The following is a 20,137-nucleotide window of genomic DNA, read 5'->3' as shown; positions in this document are numbered from 1 at the left end:
CGGGTGGGCGTGCGGATTTCTTCAAGCCCGACGGTGCCGCCGGCTGCCAGTCTTGGAGGCATGAACACGACACGCACCGACACGAACATCTGGCCCGGACTCACCTACGACGACGCGCTCGCCGCGCGGGCATGGCTGCGGGGGATCGGCTTCGACGAGGGGATCCTCGTCGAGGGCGACGGGGACGGCGAGGTCGTCCACTCCGAGATGCTCTGGCCCGACGGGGGCCGCGTCATGGTCCACTCCACCTGCAAGCAGGACACCACCTTCTCCACGCCGCGCGGCAGCGGCAGCGTCTACGTGGTCGTCACCGACCCCGACGCCGTCTACGCCCGCGCGCAGGAGCTCGGCGCCCGCCTGGTGCGGGACATGGCGGAGGAGGACTATGGGTCCAAGGGATTCTCCGTCGCGGATCCGGAGGGCAACACGTGGAGTTTCGGTACCTACGCGGGGTGACCTCGCCCGGGATCGCCCGCGCGGCCGCCTACGACATCAGCGGCGTCCTCCCCGGCACCCACCTCGCCGTCCCGTCGCCGACGCTCACGATGATCATCGACCTCGGGCACGGCCTGGACCTGACGGGGCCGGGCCTGCCCGACCGCACCACCTTCCGGCTCTGCCTCTCCGGCATGCACCCCACGCCGTACCTGGTGCACCACGACGGGCTCCAGCGCGGCGTCCAGGTGGACGTGAAGCCGAGCCTCGTCCGCGCCCTCACCGGCGCCCCCGCGGCGGAGCTCGGGGGAGAGGCGGTCGAACTCGACGACCTCTCCCCGGGCCTCGCCGCCGAGCTGTACGGCCGCGTGGCGGCGGCCCCCGCCGCCGACCGGGAGGCCGTCGCGGCCGCCGTCCTGGCCCGGTACGCGACGTCGGGCCGCGAGGTCCAGCCCGACGCCGCGGCGGCGTGGGCCCACCTCGCCGCCCGGCAGGGACGGGTCACCGTCGCCGAGCTCGTCGAGCGGTCCGGCTGGTCCGCCCGGTACCTGGCGATGAAGTTCACCGCCGAGTTCGGCATGGGGATCAAGCAGGCGGCCCGCCTGATGCGCTTCGACGCGGCCCGCCGCGCCCTCGAGGCGGGGGAGAGCGCCGCCGACGTGGCCTCGCGGGCCGGCTATGCCGACCAGGCCCACCTCAGCCGCGACATGCGTGCCTTCCTCGGGTACTCGCCGTCGGCGTACCTCGCGCGTCGCAGGAGCGAATTCACGCCTGTGTAGTGTCGCCGGGGTGTCCTGGATCCGGCGTGCGATCGCAATCGCCCTCGTGGCGTGCCTCGTGCTCGCCGTGGGAGCGTCGACGACCATCGGCGGCGGCAGCGGCTACGTGCACCACCAGACCAACGGCGTGAGCTACCTCCCGGACCTTCCCGGCGGGGCCCAGTACGTCTCCATGGGCGACAGTTACGCGGCGTCCGGTTCCCATGCCAAGGTGCGGCCGATGGACCTGTGCGCCCGCAACGGCGACGACCTCGGCCACGTCCTCGCGCAGCGCCTGCAGCCCTACTCCTTCACGGACCGCGCCTGCTCCGGCGCGACGCTCGACGACCTCACCCAGCCCTCGCCGAAGCCGAACACCTCCCCTCAGCTGTACGGCGTCGGGCCGTTCACCCGGCTGGTCACCGTCATCATCGGCGCGAACTCCCTGGGCTTCGGCAACATCGTCGTGCACTGCCTCGGCAACCCCGACGACCGCTGCGCCGCCGCATCCACCCAGGACCTGCCGGGCTCGCAGGGCTGGAACTTCGTGCGCGCGCAGTACGCGGCCACCGTCGACGCGATCAAGAAGGCCGCCGCGCCGGACGTCCGGGTCGTCCTCGTCGGCTACCTCCCGCTGTTCCCGCTCGACGGTCCGCCCGACCTCGCCTGCCTGGACCGGGCCGGGATCCCGCCGGAGAACGTCGACCACTGGCGCACCTGGTACCGCAGCCTCGACCGGCTCATCCGCGAGGTCGCCGCGGACCGTCGGGTGATGTACGTCCAGCCCCCGATGGACCGCACCGCCTGCGACCCCGATCCCTACGTGCGCCTGGGCGGGATCAAGCTCAAGGAGCAGGAGCCGGAGGCCAACGGATTGCATCCGACGGTGGCCGGACAGCGCGCGTTGGGCAACCTGATCGAGGACCGGCTCCGAGGAACTGTGCCGCCCGCATAGGATGGTCGTCGTGACGGACACGGCCCAGGGACAGCAGACGGATCAGGACACGGAGCATCAGGTGCGGCACGGCTACAAGCGCGTGCTGCTCAAGCTGGGCGGCGAGATGTTCGGCGGCGGAGAAGTCGGGCTCGACCCCGACGTGGTGAGCACGGTGGCGCAGCAGATCGCGGAGGTCTCGCGCAGCGGCCACGAGGTCGCGGTCGTCATCGGCGGCGGCAACTTCTTCCGCGGCGCCGAACTGCAGAACCGCGGCATGGACCGCGCCCGCTCGGACTACATGGGCATGCTCGGCACGGTGATGAACTGCCTCGCCCTGCAGGACTTCCTGCAGAAGGAGGGCGTCGACACCCGCGTGCAGACCGCCATCACCATGGGGCAGGTCGCCGAGCCGTACCTGCCGCTGCGCGCCAGGCGCCACCTGGAGAAGGGCCGCGTCGTGATCTTCGGCGCCGGTATGGGCATGCCCTACTTCTCCACCGACACCACCGCCGCGCAGCGCGCGCTGGAGATCGGCGCCGAGGTCGTGCTCATGGCGAAGGCCGTCGACGGCGTGTACGACAGCGACCCGCGCACCAACCCCGACGCGAAGCTGTTCGACGAGATCACCCACCGCGCGGCGCTCGAGAAGGGCCTCAAGGTGGCCGACGCGACCGCGTTCAGCCTCTGCATGGACAACAGGATGCCGATGCTGGTGTTCAATCTCCTGGAGGAGGGGAACATCGCCCGTGCCGTCGCGGGGGACAAGATCGGCACCCTCGTCCGGCCGTGACGCCGGACCCGACCATTCATTTCGCAGCAAAGGACGTGTGACCCAAGTGATCGACGAAACGCTCTTCGACGCCGAGGAGAAGATGGAGAAGGCCGTCTCGGTGGCCCGGGAGGACTTCCAGTCGATCCGCACCGGTCGCGCGAACCCGGCGATGTTCTCCAAGGTGGTCGTGGACTACTACGGCGCCCCCACGCCGATCACCCAGATCAGCTCGATCTCCACGCCCGAGGCGCGGCTCGTGGTGATCAAGCCCTACGAGGCGAACCAGCTCGGCCCGGTGGAGACCGCGATCCGCAACTCGGACCTCGGGGTCAACCCCACCAACGACGGCCAGCTGATCCGCATCGCTATCCCGCAGCTCACCGAGGAGCGACGCAAGGACCTCGTCAAGCAGGTCAAGAGCAAGGGCGAGGACGCGAAGGTGTCCATCCGCAACGTGCGCCGCAAGGCGAACGACCAGCTCGCCAAGATCGTCAAGGACGGCGACGCCGGCGAGGACGAGGTGGCCCGCGCCGAGAAGGAACTCGACAAGACGACGGCCAAGTACGTCGCCCAGATCGAGGACCTCGTGGCGCGCAAGGAAGCCGATCTGATGGAGGTCTAGCCGTGCCGGACACTCCCGACTCGGTCGGCTCCGACGCTCCGACCCCCGGTACGCCCGAGGCGGGCCAGGAAGCCGCGAAGCGCAAGATCAGCGCCGGACGCGACCTCCCGGCCGCCATCGGCGTGGGCGTGAGCCTGGGCGCGCTCATCGTGGCGATCCTGTACTTCGCGCCGCACCTGTGGGTGCCGCTCGTGGCCGCCGCGATGGCGGTCGCCACCTGGGAGGTGGTCAAGCGGTTCCGCGCCGCCGGTACCAACCTGGAGCTGTGGCCGATGCTCATCGGCGGCCAGGCCATCATCTGGCTGAGCTGGCCGCTGGGGACCGAGGGCGTGCTCGCTGCGTTCGTGGCGACCGTGCTGGTCGCCATCGTCTGGCGACTGCTGGGGCACCAGAGCACCGCGGAGCCGAACTCCTTCACGCGCGACATCTCGACGACCGTCTTCGTGCTCGCCTGGATCCCGCTGTTCGCGTCCTTCGGCGCGATGCTGGTGCTCCCCGAGGACCGCGGGCCGCAGCGCGTGGCCGCGCTGATCATCCTCGTGGTCTGCTCGGACGTCGGCGGCTACGCCTCGGGCGTCGTCTTCGGCAAGCACCCGATGGTGCCGGCGATCAGCCCGAAGAAGTCCTGGGAGGGCTTCGCCGGGTCGATGGTGGCCGGCGCGGTCGGCGCCGTGCTCGTGCTGAAGTTCCTGCTCGACGTGAACCCGGTGTGGGGCCTGCTGCTGGGCCCCGTCGTGGTGATCACCGCGACGCTCGGCGACCTGCTCGAATCCCAGGTCAAGCGCGACCTCGGCATCAAGGACATGGGCACCCTGCTGCCCGGTCACGGCGGCATCATGGACCGCCTGGATTCGCTGCTGCCCAGCGCCGTCGTGGTGTGGGCCGCGTTGACCGCGTTGATGGGCTCCTGAGGCCGATGGTGTCCTGAGGCGGGTCAGGCGCGGCGGCGCAACGCCTCGCGCAGCGGCCGCGGCACGACCCCCTCGCGACGGCGGGCCTTGCGGCGCGTGATGATCACGCCGATCAGCGCGATCGCCCACAGCGGGTACTGCGCCATCCACGCGGCCCGGAAGCCGTCGAAGGTCAGGCCGGCGCCGGAGCCCATGATCATGCCCATCGTCTGGATCAGGACGAGGCTCGCGAGGAAGCCGCCGATGTTCACCATGCCCTGCGCCGTGCCGAGCACCCGCGTCGTGTTGAACGTGCGGGCGTAGTCGAAGCCGATCGCGGAGCTGGGGCCGCCGACGGCGATCACCAGCACGAGCAGCGAGAGCAGCCAGACCGGCGAGGGCTCGTCGCGCACCAGGACGATCGTCCACAGCGCCGCGCTGGCGAGGATGATCGTGATCACCATCCAGGAGCGGCGCACCGGGAACCGGCCGGTGAGGAAGCCGATGACGGGGCCCGAGGCCAGCGTCGCCAGCACGCCGAAACTGACGACGCCGCCCGCTGTGGCCGACGAGAGCCCCTGGGCGTTCGTCAGGTAGGGCACGCCCCACATCAGCATGAACGCGGTCACCGAGAACATCGTGCCCATGTGCGTGAAGAAGCCCAGCCGCGTGCCCGGGTGCATCCAGGTCGTGCGGAGAATCCCCGGGATCTCCGCGACCCTCACCGTGATGTGCGGGGCCGTCCGGCCGGGCGGGGCGTCGCGGACCGTCGAGAGCACGGCCAGCGCGGCGAAGAGGCCGAGCGCCGCCGCGGAGGCGTAGGCGCTGCTCCACCCGCTGCCGTGCAGCAGGGCGAGGAAGGGTACCGCGGACAGCACCTGGCCCAGCTGCCCCGTCATGCCGGTCAACTGGGTGACGAGCGGGATCCGACGCACGGGGAACCACGCCGGGACGAGGCGCAGTACGGAGACGAAGGTCAGGGCGTCGCCGCTGCCCACGGCGACGCGGCCCGCGATGGCGAGGGGGAGGGACTCCGTGAGCGCCAGCGTCAGCTGGCCCAGCGCCATGAGGAGCGCGCCGCTCACGATCAGGCGACGGGAGCCGAACCGGTCCAGCAGCAGGCCCGCGGGGATCTGCATGCCCGCGTACACCACGAGCTGGAGCACCACGAAGGCGGCGAGCGTCGCCGGGGCGGCGCCGAACCGCTCACCCGCTTCGGTGCTGGAGACGCCGAAGGACGTGCGCTGCAGGATCGCGACGACGTACGCGAGCGTCGCGACCGACCAGACGACCCATGCGCGCATGGACCCATCGTTTCATCGGCGACGCCGCCTCCGCACCGCGACCCGTCGGACCGGTGCGCGGTGAGATCAGTCGCGGAGCTTCTTCGCGGCGCGGCGCAGCTGGAGGATGCGGAGGCCGCCCGCCGAGCCGACGAGGAGCGCGCCGAGGATGGCGGCGATCAGCAGGGACACGCCGAGGGGGAGGTTCGCCTCCCAGAACAGCAGCGTGATCTGCGTGTTCTGCTGGTTCTGCACGATGAACGCGAGCAGCACGAGCAGGATGACGGCGCCACCGACGAGTCCGGACCACAGCGACGCCGACCGGGTGTGCTTGACCTGTTCGTACGCGTCGCGGGTGTCGCTGCGCCGCTTCGTCGCCGGTGCGCCCGCCCGATCGCCGGTGCCCGCCCGATCAGCGGCGGCCGGCTCGACGGCGTCCCGCTCCGCGGGGAGGTTCCGAGCGTCGGTCGCGTCGACGTCGGGATCGGGGATCCCGATCGCTTCTTCGCTGTCTCGAACGCGGTCTTCGTCCTTGGCCATGGCGACATCCTGCCACCTCGAGCGGGCCCTCACGCGGGGACGCGCGGTGGCTCGGATCACGCTGGTCGGCGCCGCGCCGTCGACGTGGGACAATGGGGGAGTTATGAGCACCTCCCTGCCCCTGGTATTCGACGCGCCCAAGCGCGGCAAGCCCCCGCGCCACCTGGCCGACCTCACCGACGACGAGCTGCAGCAGGCCGTCGTCGACCTGGGGCTGCCCAAGTTCCGCGCCAATCAGCTCGCCCGCCACTACTACGGTCGGCTCGAGGCCGACGCGGCCACGATGACGGACCTGCCGGCCGCGGCGCGCGGCACCGTCGGCGAGGCGCTCCTGCCCGAGCTGATGACGCCCGTGCGGCACATCGCCACCGACAGCGGCACCACCCGCAAGACGCTGTGGCGCCTGCACGACGGCACGCTGCTGGAATCCGTGCTCATGCGGTACACCGACCGCGCGACGCTGTGCATCTCCAGCCAGGCCGGCTGCGGCATGGCGTGCCCGTTCTGCGCCACCGGCCAGGGCGGCCTCGACCGCAACCTCTCGACCGCGGAGATCGTGGACCAGGTCCGCAGCGCCGCGAAGGCCATGCAGGACGGCGACGTCGCGGGCGGCCCGGGCCGGCTGTCGAACGTCGTCTTCATGGGCATGGGGGAGCCGCTCGCGAACTACAAGCGGGTCGTGCAGGCGGTGCGCCGCATCACCTCGCCCGCCCCCGAGGGGATGGGCATCTCGCAGCGGCACGTCACCGTCAGCACCGTGGGCCTGGCGCCCGCGATCCGGAAGCTGGCCGACGAGGGTCTGTCGGTGACGCTCGCCGTCTCGCTGCACACGCCCGACGACGAGCTCCGCGACACGCTGGTGCCCGTCAACAATCGGTGGAGCGTCGCCGAGGTGCTGGACGCGGCGCGGTACTACGCCGACCGGACGGGCCGGCGGGTGTCCATCGAGTACGCGCTGATCCGCGACGTGAACGACCAGCCGTGGCGCGCCGACATGCTGGGCGAGAAGCTGCGCAAGAAGCTGGGGCAGTTCGCGCACGTGAACCTGATCCCGCTGAACCCGACGCCGGGCAGCGAGTGGGACGCCTCACCGAAGGATCGGCAGGACGAGTTCGTGCGCCGCGTGATCGCGCAGGGCGTTTCGTGCACCGTGCGCGACACGCGGGGCCAGGAGATCGCGGCGGCCTGCGGTCAGCTGGCCGCCGAGGAGAAGTAGCTCAGTACTTCCACTTCTTGCGGCGGGTGGAGATCCAGTTGATGAGGATCACGCCGAGGATGGCCACGGCGAAGCCGATGAGGAAGATGTCCTCGGTCTTGCCCTGGTGGTTGCCGATGTTCATCAGCAGCAGGAGGACCGCGAACAGCACGCCGGCGATCTTCGCCGCGTTGGGGGCGTTGCCGCTCCAGCCCCAGTCGCGCGACGGCACGTCGGCCTCGTCGACCTTCGAGGTGGTCTGACGCTCCAGGTCGGTGGTTGCCACTCGCTTCTCCTTCGTCGCTTCCTCAGCTGAGCACCGGGCCGGGCCCGGGATACGGATGAATCCTATCCCGCTACGACCGTGTGTCGTACGAGGGGCGGCGATTCCTCGGTACCGTGGCGCGGGTGATCTTCCATCTGGCACTCGTGACCGACTGGGACGCCGCCCGCGCGGCCGGTGAGTACGCGGTGTCGACGCGCGGCGCGACGCTCGCCGACGTCGGCTTCGTCCACTGCTCCACCGCCGCGCAGTGGCGGGGCGTGCGGGAACGTTTCTACGCCGATCTCCCCGCATCGGACCTCGTGCTGCTGTCCATCGACCCGACGGGGCTCGACGTGCGGTACGAGCCGCCCGCGCCCGGCGTCGACGAGCTGTTCCCGCACGTCTACGGCCCGATCCCGGTGTCCGCGGTGGTCGGTGTCGAGGCCCTGTCGGTTGAGTGACGGCGGCATAGACTGAGCCGACGAAACCTGTCAGACCGAGGATCTTCCGTCATCGCCACGAGAGGAGGTGCCGACATGGCTCAGCCGACGTACTCGTTCCCCGACTACTGGGGCGAGGCCGATCTGGAGGATCTGCCGGACGACGGGCACCGCTACGAGATCGTGGACGGGAGCCTGCTCATGACGCCACCACCGTCACAGGGCCACCAACGCATCGGCGGCAACCTGTTCATGGCGCTCCGTCTCGCCGTGCCGGACGGTTGGCGCGTGCTCTACGAGATCGGCGTCAGGGTGCCGGGTGGGAACTTCATCCCCGACATCGCGGCTCTGCGACCCGGCGCCGCTCCGAACGTGGAGTGGAGTGAATCCGACGACGTCGCCCTCGTGGTCGAGATCGCATCGAAGTCCACGCGGGTCACGGACCGGACGCTCAAGGCGGCGAAGTACGCGGAGGCCGGAATTCCGTCCTGCTGGCGTGTCGACGCCGACGGCACGGTCACGATCCACACCGAGCCCGTCGACGATGAGTACACGCAGGCGGCCGTGGTCCGTCCCGGAGAACGGGTGCTCATCGAGCAGCCCTTCCCGGTCGAGTTGGTGCCGGCGGACCTCGTCGACTGACGGCCGCAGCCGGTCAGGCCCCGCTGTATTCGACGACGAAAGTGCCCCAGCCGAGCGGTGCGATGCGGTGCGCGCCGCCGCCCGCGAGGGCGCCCAGCTCCTCCGCCGTCCGTAGGCCCCCGCCGTAGAGGCACAGGTTCCGCAGGTCGTCCTCGGTCTCGTGATCGTCGGTGGTGGCCGGGTCGAGCACGTTTCCGACGAAGACCACTCGATCGGCGCTGCCGCGCAGCGTGGTGACGAGCAGCTCGGCGTCGGCGTCCGGCAGCGTCTGCAGGAGGTCGATGCCCACGACGAGGTCGTAGCGCTGCGGCAGCGGGGCGAAGACGGTGCCGGGCGCCGCCGTCACCCGGTCGCGGCGCTCGGGCGCGACCACCGCGATCTCCCGCTCGACGGTGCTCGGCATGCCGATGATCGCCACGGTCACGTCGGGAAGCAGGCGCGCCAGGTTGTCGGCGTACACGCCGGCGCCGTCGCCGAAGACCGCGACCGTGCGCACGGATGCGAAGTCGACCGCCTCGGGCAGGGCGGGCGCGCGGTAGGTGGCCCAGCGACTCGCGACGGAATGCAGCTGCTCGGCGAGGTTCTCGTCCGCGGCCCGCGAGCTGCGGAGATCCCCGCCCTCGAAGGGCGCCGCGGTGCCCGTGCGGACCGCGTCGACCAGGTGCACGAAGGACATGTCCAGGCGGGTGCGCACCTGGTCGTGGTGCAGGCTGCCGGCGAGGAGCTCGTCGGGGTCGGTGAGCAACTCGCCGCGGCCCGTCAGGGCGTAGCCGTTCCCGCCGAGCGCGACGAAGCCCATCAGGGCGAGGTGCCGGAGCAGCTTCTCCGTGGCGCGGGCGTCCGTGCCGCACGCGGCCGCGATCGCCGCCGCCGTGCTCGCCCCGTCGTCGATCGCGGCGAACAGCCCCAGCGTGACCGCGGCGCGGACCGCGAAGGGCGGCAACAGCTCCGTCATCTCATGGATCTCCGAGAGGATGTTCTCGTCCTGGCTGGTGTCCACCAGCTGGTCGTCGCCGTCGACGGTGGCGACCACGCGGTGGCGCCAGTACCCGGTGATCTCGACGCGGTCCTTGGCGAGGCCCTTGTCGTTCTTCGCCCAGCGGCGCAGGGGCTTGATGCCCAGGGTCTCGCCGGCGACCCAGAGGTAGGGGCGCTCGCCGCGCCACGCGACGTTCTGCACCGCCTCGACCATGCGGGACTCGCCGTCGGCCTCGGAGCGGTACAGCCAGACGAACTCGACGTCCCCGTCGGTGGCGAGCTCCTGGTGGTGCCCGGGCTCGGCCACCTCGATCACCGCGGTCGCCTTGAATCCCGCGGGCAGCATCTCGATGCAGCGGCCGATCGCGGGCAGCGCGGTCTCGTCGCCCGCGATCAGCAGCCAGTCGGTGTCGCGGGGGAGCGCGGCCGAGTGCTTGGGGCCGGCGATCAGCACCTTCGACCCGACCTCGACGCGGCGTGCCCAGGTGGCCGCGAGGCCCGTGCCGTGCAGCACGAAGTCGATCGTCATCTCGCGGGCCTCGGCGTCGAACTCGCGCACGGTGTACGTGCGGGCGTGCTCGAACGAGCCGTCGGTCCAGTCGACGCGGCCCTGGTCGGTGTTCTTGGGCACCTCGAAGGGGAACTCGCCGGTCTGCAGGTCCGGCAGCAGCACCTTGACGTCGTCGTCGAAGCCGGTGCTGTGCACCGCGGGAAGGTCCACGCCGTCGCGCACGTGCGGCCCGATGGCGTCGCCGCCGACGACGATGCGCCGCATCCCCGGCGTCACGTCCGACACCCGCAGCACGTCGAACTCGCGGAGGCAGATCGGGAACACCGCGCCGTCGCGGAGTGTGCTGGCCATCGTGGACGTCCCTTTCGTCGGTTTACCGTGCAAGGCTAGCCTGCCCTGTTGAACCGGTGCCGACGGCGGACCGTCGGGCGGGGTCGTCAGTCGACGACGGTGCCGTCGGGGGCGAGGATCAGCGTGGGGGAGGCGTCGTTCGGGCCGCTGTAGGCGATGGTCACCGCGCTCGCGGCGAACTCCACCGACGTCGGCTCACGGACCGCGCGCGTGATTCCCGGCGCGTCCGCGATCGCGGCGGTGATCCGATCGAGGTTCATCGCCGTGGGTGCGAAGCCCGGCGCGTCGGCGTTGCCCCGGTCGTACGGGGCGTACTTCCACACCCCGCCGGAGAGCGTCCACTTCTGGCTCCGCGACGGATCGTCCGCGCGCACCACTTCGGCGTTGGCGCTCCACTTCGTGACGGACAGCGAGATCACCGAGGTCGGGGCGAGGGCCGTGACCATCGATTCGTAGGCCTTCCGCACGTTCGTCGACGCCATGGGGTTGCCCACGAGGGCCACGCCGTCGATGGGCGGCTGGTCGCGAGGCATGTCGGGGACCGACCTGCCGTTCTCGTCCTTGCAGTTCTTACCGTCACCGTCGCACATCGTGAACCCCGGCTTCGCTCCGAGGGGGCCGACGCCGGTGTCGTCGCTCTTCCCGACGTTCGCGCCGATCACGATGAGGATGATCACGACGGCCGCGGCGGCCAGCATCGACGCGACCGTGCTGGTCGTCCGGTCCGACCCGGTGCCCCCGGACGACGGTCCCGCCGGGGTGGGAGCTGCGGGTCGCGGCGCGGCCGGCGGGGCGGGGTGACGCGGCGGCGCCACGGCGGGCGCCGGTGGGGTCGGGGGTTGCACGGGCGGCAGGAGGAAGGTCGGCGTCGGGACCTGGAGGTCCGCGACGGTCGCCCCGAGCTCGCCCAGGGTCCCCGAGCGCAGGGCTCGCGCTACCCGCTCGCGATGCTCGAAACCGTCGAGCTGGCCGTCGGCGAGCGCGCCGTCGAGCAGGCCCATGACCTGCTCGCGGTCGGCGTCGCGGGCCCGCTTCCCCGACGATTCACTCTGGGTTGGGTCGAAGTTTTCCGACATGCATTCAGCGTAGCGTTCGCGACCGCACGGGGCGCGACTCCTAGGCTGAACACCGTGACCACCCGCGTCCTCATCCTCGGCAGCACCGGCTCCATCGGCACCCAGGCGCTGGAGGTGATCGCCGAGAACCCCGACCGGTTCGAGGTGGTCGGCCTCGGCGCCGGGGGCGGCAACCCCGAGCTCCTCGCGCAGCAGGCGCGCGCCGTCGGCGTCGACGGGGCCCGGATCGGCATCGCGGACCCGGCCCGCGCCACCGGCTTCGACGGTGCGCTGACCGGCCCGGACGCCATGACCCGCCTCGTGGAGACCGTCGAGGCGGACGTGGTGCTCAACGGCGTCGTCGGCAGCCTCGGCCTGGGCCCGACCCTCGCGGCCCTCGACAGCGGCGCGCGGCTGGCGCTCGCCAACAAGGAGTCCCTGGTCGCGGGCGGATCGCTCGTCCTGAAGCGCGCCGCCGAGGGGCAGATCGTGCCCGTCGACTCCGAGCACTCCGCCATCGCGCAGTGTCTGCGCGGGGGCACTGCGGCCGAGGTCGACCGACTGATCCTCACCGCGTCCGGTGGGCCCTTCTTCGGGTGCACCCGCGCCGAGCTCGCCGACGTGACGCCCGAGCAGGCGGGCAAGCACCCCACCTGGTCGATGGGGCCGATGATCACGCTGAACTCCGCGACGCTGGTCAACAAGGCGCTCGAGGTGATCGAGGCGCACCTGCTGTTCGGCGTGCCCTACGACCGCATCGACGTCACGGTGCACCGGCAGTCCGTCGTGCACTCGATGGTCACCTTCGTCGACGGCGCGACCATCGCCAAGGCCTCGCCGCCGTCGATGAAGCTGCCGATCGCGCTGGCCCTCGGCTGGCCCGACCGGGTGCCCGGCGCAAGCGCCGCCTGCGACTTCACCCAGCCGCACACCTGGACCTTCGCCCCCGTCGACGACGAGGCCTTCCCCGCGATCGCCGTCGCCCGCGACGCCGGCACCCGCGGCGGCAGCCTCACCGCCGTCTTCAACGCCGCCAACGAGGTCGTCGCGCAGGCCTTCCTCGACGGCCGCACGTCCTTCCTCGCCATCGTCGACACCGTCGCGCAGGTCGTCGCCGACGGTGCCCAGTGGCGGGCCGAGCCTCGCGACGTCGCGGACGTCCTCGCGGCGGAGGAGTGGGCCCGTCGCCGGGCGACCGAGCTGGTCGGGCTGGTCTGATCCGCCCGGTATTCTGGACGTCATGATGTACGCACTGGGGATCGCAGCGTTCGCGCTGTGCATCCTGGCGTCGATCGCCTGGCACGAGTGCGGGCACATGTGGGCGGCGCAGGCCACCGGCATGAAGGTCCGGCGCTATTTCATCGGCTTCGGGCCCACCCTGTGGTCGGTGCGCCGCCCCAAGACGGAGGACGGCATCGAGTACGGCGTGAAGGCGCTGCCGCTCGGCGGCTTCTGCGACATCGCCGGGATGACCCTGCTGGACGAGCTGAAGACGCCCGTCGAGCAGGAGAAGGCGATGTACAAGCAGGCCGCGTGGAAGCGGCTGTTCGTGCTGTTCGCCGGCCCGGGGATGAACTTCATCCTCGGCGCGCTGTTGATCTACGGCGTCGCGGTCACCGCCGGCCTGCCGTCGACGACCGCGACGCCGCGCGCGGCCGTCGCCGCCACCGGCTGCGTCGCCGACGCCACCACCAAGCCGACGAAGGAGCAGCCCAGCCGCCCGGTCGGCGAGTGCCGCCCGAGCCCCGCGGCGCAGGCGGGCCTGGTGCGGGGCGACGTCATCGCCTCCGTCAACGGCACCGCGGTCGACGCCGACACGGTCTTCGACGCCCTGCAGAACACATCGGGCGCGATCGTCCTCGGCATCGAGCGCGACGGTCAGCAGCGCACCGTCTCCATCGACCCCGTGACCAGCAAGAAGTGGCGCCCGTCCGAGGACGGGAAGGAGCTCGTCGAGGTCTCCGGCCCGACGATCGGCATCAGCGTCGGCACCCTCGGCGTGACTGAGCACTACAACCCGATCACCGCGATCGGCGGCACCGCCGCGTTCACGCTGGACCTGGGGCACAAGACGATCGTCGCGATCGGCCAGCTGCCGCAGAAGATCCCCGCCCTGATCGACGCGATCAAGGGGGAGGAGCGCGGCCTCGACACCCCGCAGTCCCTGGTCGGCGCGTCGATGATCGGCGGCGAGGTCGCCGAGCGCGACATGTGGAGCGTGTTCTTCCTGCTCCTCGCCGGCCTGAACCTCATGCTGGGCCTGATCAACCTGCTGCCGGTGCCGCCGTTCGACGGCGGTCACATGGCGGTGGTGATCTTCGAGAAGCTCCGCGACCTGGTCACCGGCCGTAAGGGCGGCCCCGTCGACTACATGAAGCTCGCGCCGCTGACGTACGTCGTCCTGGCGCTCGCGGGCGGGTACATGTTGCTCGTCCTCACAGCCGACATCGTCAATCCGATCAAGCTCTTCAACTGAACTGGAGTAGCAGGAAATGTCCGTAGGTTTGGGAATGCCGGCAGCCCCGGCCCCGACGCTCGCACCCCGTCGCAAGACCCGTCAGCTCAACGTGGGCGGCGTCGGCGTCGGCAGCGACAGCCCCATCTCGGTGCAGTCCATGTGCACCACCAAGACGCACGACGTGAACGCCACGCTGCAGCAGATCGCCGAGCTCACGGCGTCCGGCTGCGACATGGTGCGCGTCGCCTGCCCCCGGCAGGAGGACGCCGACGCGCTGCCGATCATCGCCAAGAAGGCGAACATCCCGGTCATCGCCGACATCCACTTCCAGCCGAAGTACATCTTCGCCGCGATCGATGCCGGGTGCGCCGCGGTGCGCGTGAACCCGGGCAACATCAAGGAATTCGACGGCCGCGTCGGCGAGGTGGCGAAGGCCGCCGGCGCCGCGGGCATCCCGATCCGCATCGGCGTCAACGCGGGCTCGCTCGACAAGCGGCTCATGGAGAAGTACGGCAAGGCCACCCCGGAGGCGCTCGTCGAGTCCGCGCTGTGGGAGGCGAGCCTGTTCGAGGAGCACGGCTTCGGCGACATCAAGATCTCCGTCAAGCACAACGACCCGGTGATCATGGTCGAGGCCTACCGGCAGCTCGCCGCGCAGTGCGACTACCCGCTGCACCTCGGCGTCACCGAGGCGGGCCCGTCGTTCCAGGGCACCATCAAGAGCGCCGTGGCCTTCGGCTCCCTGCTCTCCGACGGCATCGGCGACACGATCCGCGTCTCCCTCTCGGCCCCGCCGGCGGAGGAGATCAAGGTGGGCGACGCGATCCTGCAGTCGCTGAACCTGCGCCCGCGCAAGCTGGAGATCGTCTCGTGCCCGTCGTGCGGCCGCGCGCAGGTGGACGTCTACAAGCTCGCCAACGAGGTGACCGCCGGACTCGAGGGCATGGAGGTCCCGCTCCGCGTCGCCGTCATGGGCTGCGTCGTCAACGGCCCCGGCGAGGCCCGCGAGGCCGACCTCGGCGTCGCGTCCGGCAACGGCAAGGGCCAGATCTTCGTCAAGGGCGAGGTCATCAAGACCGTTCCCGAGTCCAAGATCGTCGAGACCCTGATCGAGGAAGCCCTGCGCATCGCGGAGGAGTCGGGGGATAGTGAGAGCGGAACGCCGGTCGTCACGGTGTCGTAGGTCGCGGCCCGCCGCTGCGTGCGGGCCGTGCCAGGGTTGAGGAGTCTTCAGTGTTGAGGATGCTGCACGAACGGCCGGTCCCGTCGCGGGACCTGCCGAGGGTGCTCGCCGTCCTCGACGACGACCCCGTGGCCGCGTGCATGGTCGCCGGCCGCGTGCAGGAGTGCGGCACCGAACCGGGCCGCCTCGGCGGCGAACTCTGGACCCACCGCGATGTGGGCGATTCGCTCTGCTTCTCCGGCGCCAATCTCATGCCGCTGCGCGGCGACCTCGACGACATGCGTTACTTCGCGGGCCGCGCCGGGCGCGGGCACCGGACCGCCGCGTCGGTCGTCGGTCGCGCCGAGATGGTGCTGCCCCTGTGGGAGGGGCTCGAGAGCTCGTGGGGCCCGGCCCGGGAGGTCCGGCCCGAGCAGCCGTTGATGACGATGAGCGAGCCCTCCCGGTTCGCGCACGCCGGCGTCCGGCCGGCCAGGCTCGCCGAGCTCGACCGCTACCTCGACGCCGCGATCGCCATGTTCACCGCGGAGGTCGGGATCGACCCGCGCGGCGCCGACGGGGGCCGGGCCTACCGGCGCCGGGTCGCCAACACCATCCTCGCCGGGCGTGCGTACGTCCTGTTCGACGGTGCCGAGGTCGCGTTCAAGGCGGAGGTCGGGGCGGTCTCGCGGACCGTCGGGCAGATCCAGGGCGTCTGGGTGCGGCCCGACCTGCGGGGGCAGGGGCTGGGCGGCGCCGGCACCGCCGCGGTCGCGGAGGCGGTGCTCCGCTCGGGACGGTTGCCCAGCCTGTACGTCAACAGCTTCAACGTCGCGGCCCGTCGCGCGTACGAGCGCGTCGGCTTCCGTCAGGTGGCGACGTTCGCCACCGTCCTGCTGGCCTGATCCTTCGCGCGGGCGGCGTCAGATGAACAGTGCGATCCCCATGCCTCCGAAGGCCAGTGCGATCGCGACGACGTAGATCACGAGGAGCCGGCGATAGCGCCGGGGCGCGTCCTCCTCCGCGTACGAGTTGCTGAGCACGCCGACCAGCACCGTCAGCATCAGCGCCGCGGAGCCGAACAGCGTCACCACGATCACCCAGTCCGTCGCGCTCTCGACGGGAGCCTTGCCGTCGTCGCGAATGGCCCACTGCGCGAGGAAGTTCAACAGGAATCCCAGGATGATGCCGAGGGACGTCACCATCGGTTGGCGCGCCTCGCGGATCTGATCGCTCATGCTTCACGCTCCTTCGTCTCGGCGGTAAGACTAGCGGCCGCGCCTTGACTGAAAATTCAGTCAGGAATATCGTGGAGGGACGGCAGGGGCCCGACCGGTGCTGACCGCCGTGCACGAGACGAAGAGGAACACCCACCATGCGACGTCGCACCTTCCTGCAGACCTCGATCGCCGCCCTCGGCGGCCTGCTCCTGACCGGATGCGCCGACGATGCCGCGGGCGCGCCGCAGCCCCGCGCCGGCGGGCCCTGGCTGATGCCCGAGGAGGGGACCCGGCACGCCCGGACATGGATGGCCTTCGCCGCGAGCGATCGCATCTGGGGCGCCGACCTGGTCCCCACAGTCCAGAGCGACCTGGCGCTGATCGCGACCACCATCGCGCGGTTCGAGCCGGTCTCGATGCTCGTGCCGCCGGGGCAGATGGCGCAGGCGCAGCGCCTCGTGAGCGGCTCCCGCGTCGAGCTCGTCCCGTGCGAGCTCGACGACCTGTGGGTCCGCGACACCGGGCCGACGTTCGTGAAGAACGGGCCGGCGAAGGCCGGCGTGGACTTCAACTTCAACGGCTGGGGCGCCAAGCAGCGCCACCGGCGCGACCGGGAGGTCGCCGGGTTCGTGACCGGCCGGGCCGGCGTGCCCCCGCTGCGCACCGACCTGGTGCTCGAGGGCGGAGCGCTCGAGGTCGACGGCGAGGGGACCGCGATCATCACCGAGAGCTGCGTGCTCAACGACAACCGCAATCGCGGATGGACGAAGGCGGAGGTGGAGGACGAGCTGCGCGAGCTGCTCGGGATCCGGAAGGTCATCTGGCTGCCGGGGATCGCGGGCGAGGACATCACCGACGGGCACACCGACTTCTACGCGCGCTTCGCCCGGCCCGGCGTCGTCGTCGCCGGCCTGGAGACCGACCGGGACTCGTTCGACTACGACGTGACCCGCAAACACCTGGAGATCCTGCGCGCCGCGACGGACGTGCACGGCAACCGCCTGCGCGTCGAGGTGATGGAGAGCCCGTCATCCGTGCGCGAGGAGTTCGCGAGTGACGACTTCGCCGGCGGCTACATCAACTTCTACCTGTGCAACGGCGCGGTCATCGGCCCCGAGTTCGGGGCGAAGGACACCGACGCCGCGGCCCGCGCGACGATGCAGCGGCTGTTCCCGGACCGGCAGGTCGTCCAGATCAACATCGACGGGATCGCGGCGGGCGGCGGCGGCATCCACTGCACGACGCAGCAGGAGCCCGCGTGACGCACTGGTCGCCTTTCATCCGGGCGGGGGCGTACCGGATCCCGTCGTGCCCGGCGCCGTCGCGCCCGGCGGGAGGCGCGGCCGAGCTCCGATACTGTGAGGCCCCATGAGCGACCGCCGCACCCAGATCATGCAGGCTGCGGTCCGCGTCATCGCCCGCGACGGCGTCCGCGGCCTCCGGGTGGAGAAGCTCGCCGCCGAGGCGGGCGTCTCCACCGCGTTGATCTACTACCACTTCCACGATCGCGACGGGATCGTGCGCGCGGCGTTCGAGCAGATCAACCGCACCGCGGAGGCGTACACGGAGCCGCGGGCCGATGCCGGAGGTCCGCGCGAGCAGCTCCAGGCGATGCTGCTCGACGAGCTCCAGGACACCGACGAGGTGCGGACCACGAGCATCGCCTGGGGTGAGCTCCGCGCGAGCGCGGTCTTCGAGTCGGCGCTCCGGGAGGATCTGCGCGCGGCCACCGACTCCTGGGACCGCGACGTCGCGGCACTGATCGAGCGGATCCCGGAGGCGGCGGGCCGCGATGCCGCGGGGATCGCGACCCGGCTCACGGCCCTGGTGGAGGGGCTCAGCGAGCGGTGGCACAGCGGATCCCTCACGCTGGACCGGGCCCGGGCGCTGCTGATCGACGCAGTGGAGTCGGAGCTGCGTCCGGTTCGGTGACCCGCAGTCGGCGCCCCGCGGTTACTCTTCCTGCGTGAACGCATGGGGGTACACGGCGGTCGTCGCGCTGATGGTGATCGGCCTGCTGGGGATCGTCGTCCCGGTTCTGCCGGGGTCGTCGCTGGTGGCGCTCGGCATCCTGATCTGGGCGATCTTCACGGGCGGCAGCGCCTGGTGGGTGTTCGCCGCAGCGCTGGCGGTGATGGTGCTCGCGTGGGGCGTGAAGTACCTCGTCGGCGGCCGCACGATGGCCAAGGCCGGGGTGGGGAAGTGGTCGCTGGTGGTGGGCGGCATCGCCGGCATCATCGGCTTCTTCGTGATCCCCGTCGTGGGCCTGATCATCGGCTTCATCGGCGGCACCTTCGCCGCCGAGGCGATCCGGCTGAAGGACGCGAAGGCCGGCTGGCAGGCGGCGCTCGCCGCCACGAAGGCCGCGGGCCTGCTCATCCTCATCGAGCTGGCCGGGGCGCTGGGCGCCATCGCGATCTGGCTGGCGGCGGTCCTGACCTAGTTCTCGTCCTCGTCGCGGGCGCGCTTGTCGGTCAGCCGCGTCACGCGGTCCGTGTTGTTCTGCACGATCGACCGCGCGAGCGAGCCGCCGACGGTGACGAACAGGCCGACCACGAGGATCGCGTAGACCAGGGTGAAGACCTTCGAGAGCGTGAGCGTGGGACTCAGCGCCCCGCCGCCCATGGGCAGCCCCACCGAGACCGCGTAGAACACTGAATCGATCACCGACCACTTCTCGGTGAGGGTGTAGAAGATCCTCGCTGCAGTGACGATGACGACGAGGCTCAGCATCGCGGCGCGCATCGCCGGTTCCCGCCAACTGGTGCGGATCGCGCCCGCGAGTCGCTTGAACACCAACGTCAGCCCCAACACGACCCCAGCCTATCGGCGCCGCCGCGTAGGGTTGCCGCCATGCGATCCGCGGTGTCAGCACTGTTCGACCTCACCGGGCGCACGGCGCTGGTCACCGGCGCGAGCTCGGGGATCGGGGCGGCCATCGCGGAGGCGCTCGACGGTGCCGGGGCCCGCGTGCTCCGGGCGGGCCGCGACCGCGACCGCCTCGGCGCCGACGGGATCAGCGCCGACCTCACGCGCGGCGCTGCTGAGCTGATCGAGCAGGCCGACGCCCGCGCCGACGCCGTCGACATCCTGGTCAACTGCGCCGGCAGCAACCCGCGCCCGCCGCTCGGCGACATCGACGATGGGCTCTACCGCGAGATCCTCGCGGTGAACCTCGACGCCCCGTTCCAGCTCGGGCAGCACTACGGGCCGCGGATGGCCGCGCGGGGCTGGGGCCGGATCATCAACGTCGCATCGACGCAGGCGCACCGCGCGTTCGGCAACAGCGGCGCCTACGGCGTCGCCAAGGCCGGCATCGCCGGGCTCACCCGCTCCCAGTCGGAGGCGTGGGCACCATCGGGCGTCACCGCGAACTCGCTGACGCCGGGCCTGGTCGCGACGCCGATGACCACCGCCGTGCTCGCCGATCCCGCACGTGCCGAGTACTTTCGGCGCCGCGCGCACACCGGAACGCTCGGCGCACCGTCGGATTTCGCCGCCGCGGCGATCTTCCTGGCCGGGCCCGGCTCGGCCTTCGTGACCGGGCAGAACCTCTGCGTCGACGGCGGCCTCTCGGTGACCTGAGTCAAGTCGGTCGTGAAATCGGCCGATTTCTCCGTCAG

General features: G+C 71.2%; 24 protein-coding genes. 17 read left to right on the top strand and 7 right to left on the bottom strand.

Annotated elements, in window-relative coordinates; translation table 11 throughout:
- Positions 1-60 precede the first annotated feature (60 nt).
- Genes WFK95_RS09905 through WFK95_RS09880 form a run of 6 tightly spaced genes read left to right on the top strand, consistent with a single transcriptional unit; the run spans position 61 to position 4,435 of the window.
- The gene (locus tag WFK95_RS09905) at positions 61-456 is read left to right on the top strand and encodes a VOC family protein (RefSeq protein ID WP_224651505.1); all 396 of its coding nucleotides are present in this window, start codon (positions 61-63) and stop codon (positions 454-456) included.
- Positions 453-1,214, top strand: coding sequence for a helix-turn-helix domain-containing protein (locus WFK95_RS09900; RefSeq protein WP_336670563.1), 762 nt, complete (start codon positions 453-455; stop codon positions 1,212-1,214). Before WFK95_RS09905 ends, WFK95_RS09900 begins: the two co-directional genes overlap by 4 nt.
- Positions 1,215-1,224: 10 nt before the next feature.
- Complete coding sequence (locus tag WFK95_RS09895) at positions 1,225-2,148, top strand: SGNH/GDSL hydrolase family protein (RefSeq protein WP_336670562.1); 924 nt, start codon at positions 1,225-1,227, stop codon at positions 2,146-2,148.
- Between the two features lies 1 nt (position 2,149).
- Complete coding sequence (gene pyrH / locus WFK95_RS09890; RefSeq protein ID WP_443081540.1) at positions 2,150-2,920, top strand: UMP kinase; 771 nt, start codon at positions 2,150-2,152, stop codon at positions 2,918-2,920.
- 46 nt (positions 2,921-2,966) lie between these two features.
- Entirely contained in the window at positions 2,967-3,524 is a 558-nt protein-coding gene (gene frr, locus WFK95_RS09885) for a ribosome recycling factor (RefSeq protein WP_224651509.1), read from the top strand.
- 2 nt (positions 3,525-3,526) lie between these two features.
- On the top strand, positions 3,527-4,435 hold the full coding sequence (locus WFK95_RS09880; protein ID WP_374201371.1) for a phosphatidate cytidylyltransferase: 909 nt from the start codon (positions 3,527-3,529) through the stop codon (positions 4,433-4,435).
- A 23-nt stretch (positions 4,436-4,458) separates the two neighbouring features.
- On the opposite strand, the gene WFK95_RS09875 is transcribed toward WFK95_RS09880, so the two are convergent.
- On the bottom strand, positions 4,459-5,718 hold the full coding sequence (locus tag WFK95_RS09875) for an MFS transporter (protein ID WP_336670560.1): 1,260 nt from the start codon (positions 5,716-5,718) through the stop codon (positions 4,459-4,461).
- A 66-nt stretch (positions 5,719-5,784) separates the two neighbouring features.
- A complete protein-coding gene (locus tag WFK95_RS09870) occupies positions 5,785-6,237 on the bottom strand; it encodes a LapA family protein (protein ID WP_336670559.1) in 453 nt (150 codons plus the stop codon).
- A 103-nt stretch (positions 6,238-6,340) separates the two neighbouring features.
- On the opposite strand from WFK95_RS09870, the gene rlmN reads away from it, so the two are divergent.
- Entirely contained in the window at positions 6,341-7,453 is a 1,113-nt protein-coding gene (gene rlmN, locus WFK95_RS09865; protein WP_224651513.1) for a 23S rRNA (adenine(2503)-C(2))-methyltransferase RlmN, read from the top strand.
- A gap of 1 nt (position 7,454) precedes the next feature.
- On the opposite strand, the gene WFK95_RS09860 is transcribed toward rlmN, so the two are convergent.
- Positions 7,455-7,718 (bottom strand): DUF2631 domain-containing protein, encoded by a 264-nt coding sequence (locus WFK95_RS09860; RefSeq protein WP_224651522.1) that lies wholly within the window; start codon positions 7,716-7,718, stop codon positions 7,455-7,457.
- 122 nt (positions 7,719-7,840) lie between these two features.
- Here WFK95_RS09860 and WFK95_RS09855 point away from each other — a divergent pair, with 122 nt between their 5' ends.
- Positions 7,841-8,158 carry a DUF952 domain-containing protein gene (locus WFK95_RS09855; RefSeq protein ID WP_336670558.1) on the top strand — a complete coding sequence of 106 codons (318 nt, stop codon included), beginning with the start codon at positions 7,841-7,843 and terminating at the stop codon, positions 8,156-8,158.
- Between the two features lie 75 nt (positions 8,159-8,233).
- On the top strand, positions 8,234-8,779 hold the full coding sequence (locus WFK95_RS09850; RefSeq protein WP_336670557.1) for a Uma2 family endonuclease: 546 nt from the start codon (positions 8,234-8,236) through the stop codon (positions 8,777-8,779).
- Between the two features lie 13 nt (positions 8,780-8,792).
- Here the strand turns inward: WFK95_RS09850 and WFK95_RS09845 are convergent, their stop codons facing one another.
- Positions 8,793-10,619: a siderophore-interacting protein gene (locus WFK95_RS09845; RefSeq protein WP_336670556.1), complete on the bottom strand. Its 1,827-nt coding sequence runs from the start codon at positions 10,617-10,619 to the stop codon at positions 8,793-8,795.
- An 86-nt stretch (positions 10,620-10,705) separates the two neighbouring features.
- Positions 10,706-11,695, bottom strand: coding sequence for a DUF1707 SHOCT-like domain-containing protein (locus WFK95_RS09840; RefSeq protein WP_336670555.1), 990 nt, complete (start codon positions 11,693-11,695; stop codon positions 10,706-10,708).
- Between the two features lie 45 nt (positions 11,696-11,740).
- On the opposite strand from WFK95_RS09840, the gene dxr reads away from it, so the two are divergent.
- Genes dxr through WFK95_RS09820 form a run of 4 tightly spaced genes read left to right on the top strand, consistent with a single transcriptional unit; the run spans position 11,741 to position 16,199 of the window.
- A complete protein-coding gene (gene dxr / locus WFK95_RS09835; RefSeq protein ID WP_224649972.1) occupies positions 11,741-12,892 on the top strand; it encodes a 1-deoxy-D-xylulose-5-phosphate reductoisomerase in 1,152 nt (383 codons plus the stop codon).
- A 22-nt stretch (positions 12,893-12,914) separates the two neighbouring features.
- Positions 12,915-14,150, top strand: coding sequence for a M50 family metallopeptidase (locus tag WFK95_RS09830; RefSeq protein ID WP_336670554.1), 1,236 nt, complete (start codon positions 12,915-12,917; stop codon positions 14,148-14,150).
- Between the two features lie 16 nt (positions 14,151-14,166).
- A complete protein-coding gene (gene ispG / locus WFK95_RS09825; protein ID WP_068524936.1) occupies positions 14,167-15,315 on the top strand; it encodes a flavodoxin-dependent (E)-4-hydroxy-3-methylbut-2-enyl-diphosphate synthase in 1,149 nt (382 codons plus the stop codon).
- Between the two features lie 50 nt (positions 15,316-15,365).
- Complete coding sequence (locus WFK95_RS09820; protein WP_336670553.1) at positions 15,366-16,199, top strand: GNAT family N-acetyltransferase; 834 nt, start codon at positions 15,366-15,368, stop codon at positions 16,197-16,199.
- 18 nt (positions 16,200-16,217) lie between these two features.
- On the opposite strand, the gene WFK95_RS09815 is transcribed toward WFK95_RS09820, so the two are convergent.
- On the bottom strand, positions 16,218-16,532 hold the full coding sequence (locus WFK95_RS09815) for a hypothetical protein (RefSeq protein ID WP_336670552.1): 315 nt from the start codon (positions 16,530-16,532) through the stop codon (positions 16,218-16,220).
- A gap of 137 nt (positions 16,533-16,669) precedes the next feature.
- Between WFK95_RS09815 and WFK95_RS09810 the strand changes: the two genes are divergently transcribed.
- From WFK95_RS09810 to WFK95_RS09800, 3 genes are all read left to right on the top strand, one after another.
- Positions 16,670-17,776, top strand: a complete 1,107-nt coding sequence (locus WFK95_RS09810; protein WP_336670551.1) for an agmatine deiminase family protein — start codon at positions 16,670-16,672, stop codon at positions 17,774-17,776.
- A 106-nt stretch (positions 17,777-17,882) separates the two neighbouring features.
- Complete coding sequence (locus tag WFK95_RS09805; RefSeq protein ID WP_336670550.1) at positions 17,883-18,446, top strand: TetR/AcrR family transcriptional regulator; 564 nt, start codon at positions 17,883-17,885, stop codon at positions 18,444-18,446.
- A gap of 34 nt (positions 18,447-18,480) precedes the next feature.
- The gene (locus WFK95_RS09800) at positions 18,481-18,957 is read left to right on the top strand and encodes a DUF456 domain-containing protein (protein ID WP_443081539.1); all 477 of its coding nucleotides are present in this window, start codon (positions 18,481-18,483) and stop codon (positions 18,955-18,957) included.
- On the opposite strand, the gene WFK95_RS09795 is transcribed toward WFK95_RS09800, so the two are convergent.
- Complete coding sequence (locus WFK95_RS09795; protein ID WP_336670549.1) at positions 18,954-19,328, bottom strand: ion channel; 375 nt, start codon at positions 19,326-19,328, stop codon at positions 18,954-18,956. The two genes, WFK95_RS09800 and WFK95_RS09795, sit on opposite strands and share 4 nt — an antisense overlap.
- A 39-nt stretch (positions 19,329-19,367) precedes the next feature.
- Here WFK95_RS09795 and WFK95_RS09790 point away from each other — a divergent pair, with 39 nt between their 5' ends.
- The gene (locus WFK95_RS09790) at positions 19,368-20,099 is read left to right on the top strand and encodes an SDR family NAD(P)-dependent oxidoreductase (RefSeq protein ID WP_336670548.1); all 732 of its coding nucleotides are present in this window, start codon (positions 19,368-19,370) and stop codon (positions 20,097-20,099) included.
- Positions 20,100-20,137 lie beyond the last annotated feature (38 nt).

The sequence above is a fragment of the Tsukamurella sp. USMM236 genome (assembly GCF_037148755.1).
GTDB lineage: Bacteria > Actinomycetota > Actinomycetes > Mycobacteriales > Mycobacteriaceae > Tsukamurella.
Note: the sequence above shows the minus strand (reverse complement) of the source record. Positions and strands in the feature narration are given on the sequence as shown.

Coding starts and splice junctions, on each gene's coding strand:
- WFK95_RS09905 (WP_224651505.1), top strand. CDS start 61: ATGAACACGACACGCACCGACACGAACATCTGGCCCGGACTCACCTAC.
- pyrH (WP_443081540.1), top strand. CDS start 2,150: ATGGTCGTCGTGACGGACACGGCCCAGGGACAGCAGACGGATCAGGAC.
- WFK95_RS09875 (WP_336670560.1), bottom strand. CDS start 5,718: ATGCGCGCATGGGTCGTCTGGTCGGTCGCGACGCTCGCGTACGTCGTC.
- WFK95_RS09870 (WP_336670559.1), bottom strand. CDS start 6,237: ATGGCCAAGGACGAAGACCGCGTTCGAGACAGCGAAGAAGCGATCGGG.
- rlmN (WP_224651513.1), top strand. CDS start 6,341: ATGAGCACCTCCCTGCCCCTGGTATTCGACGCGCCCAAGCGCGGCAAG.
- WFK95_RS09850 (WP_336670557.1), top strand. CDS start 8,234: ATGGCTCAGCCGACGTACTCGTTCCCCGACTACTGGGGCGAGGCCGAT.
- WFK95_RS09845 (WP_336670556.1), bottom strand. CDS start 10,619: ATGGCCAGCACACTCCGCGACGGCGCGGTGTTCCCGATCTGCCTCCGC.
- WFK95_RS09840 (WP_336670555.1), bottom strand. CDS start 11,695: ATGTCGGAAAACTTCGACCCAACCCAGAGTGAATCGTCGGGGAAGCGG.
- WFK95_RS09830 (WP_336670554.1), top strand. CDS start 12,915: ATGATGTACGCACTGGGGATCGCAGCGTTCGCGCTGTGCATCCTGGCG.
- ispG (WP_068524936.1), top strand. CDS start 14,167: ATGTCCGTAGGTTTGGGAATGCCGGCAGCCCCGGCCCCGACGCTCGCA.
- WFK95_RS09815 (WP_336670552.1), bottom strand. CDS start 16,532: ATGAGCGATCAGATCCGCGAGGCGCGCCAACCGATGGTGACGTCCCTC.
- WFK95_RS09810 (WP_336670551.1), top strand. CDS start 16,670: ATGCGACGTCGCACCTTCCTGCAGACCTCGATCGCCGCCCTCGGCGGC.
- WFK95_RS09805 (WP_336670550.1), top strand. CDS start 17,883: ATGAGCGACCGCCGCACCCAGATCATGCAGGCTGCGGTCCGCGTCATC.
- WFK95_RS09790 (WP_336670548.1), top strand. CDS start 19,368: ATGCGATCCGCGGTGTCAGCACTGTTCGACCTCACCGGGCGCACGGCG.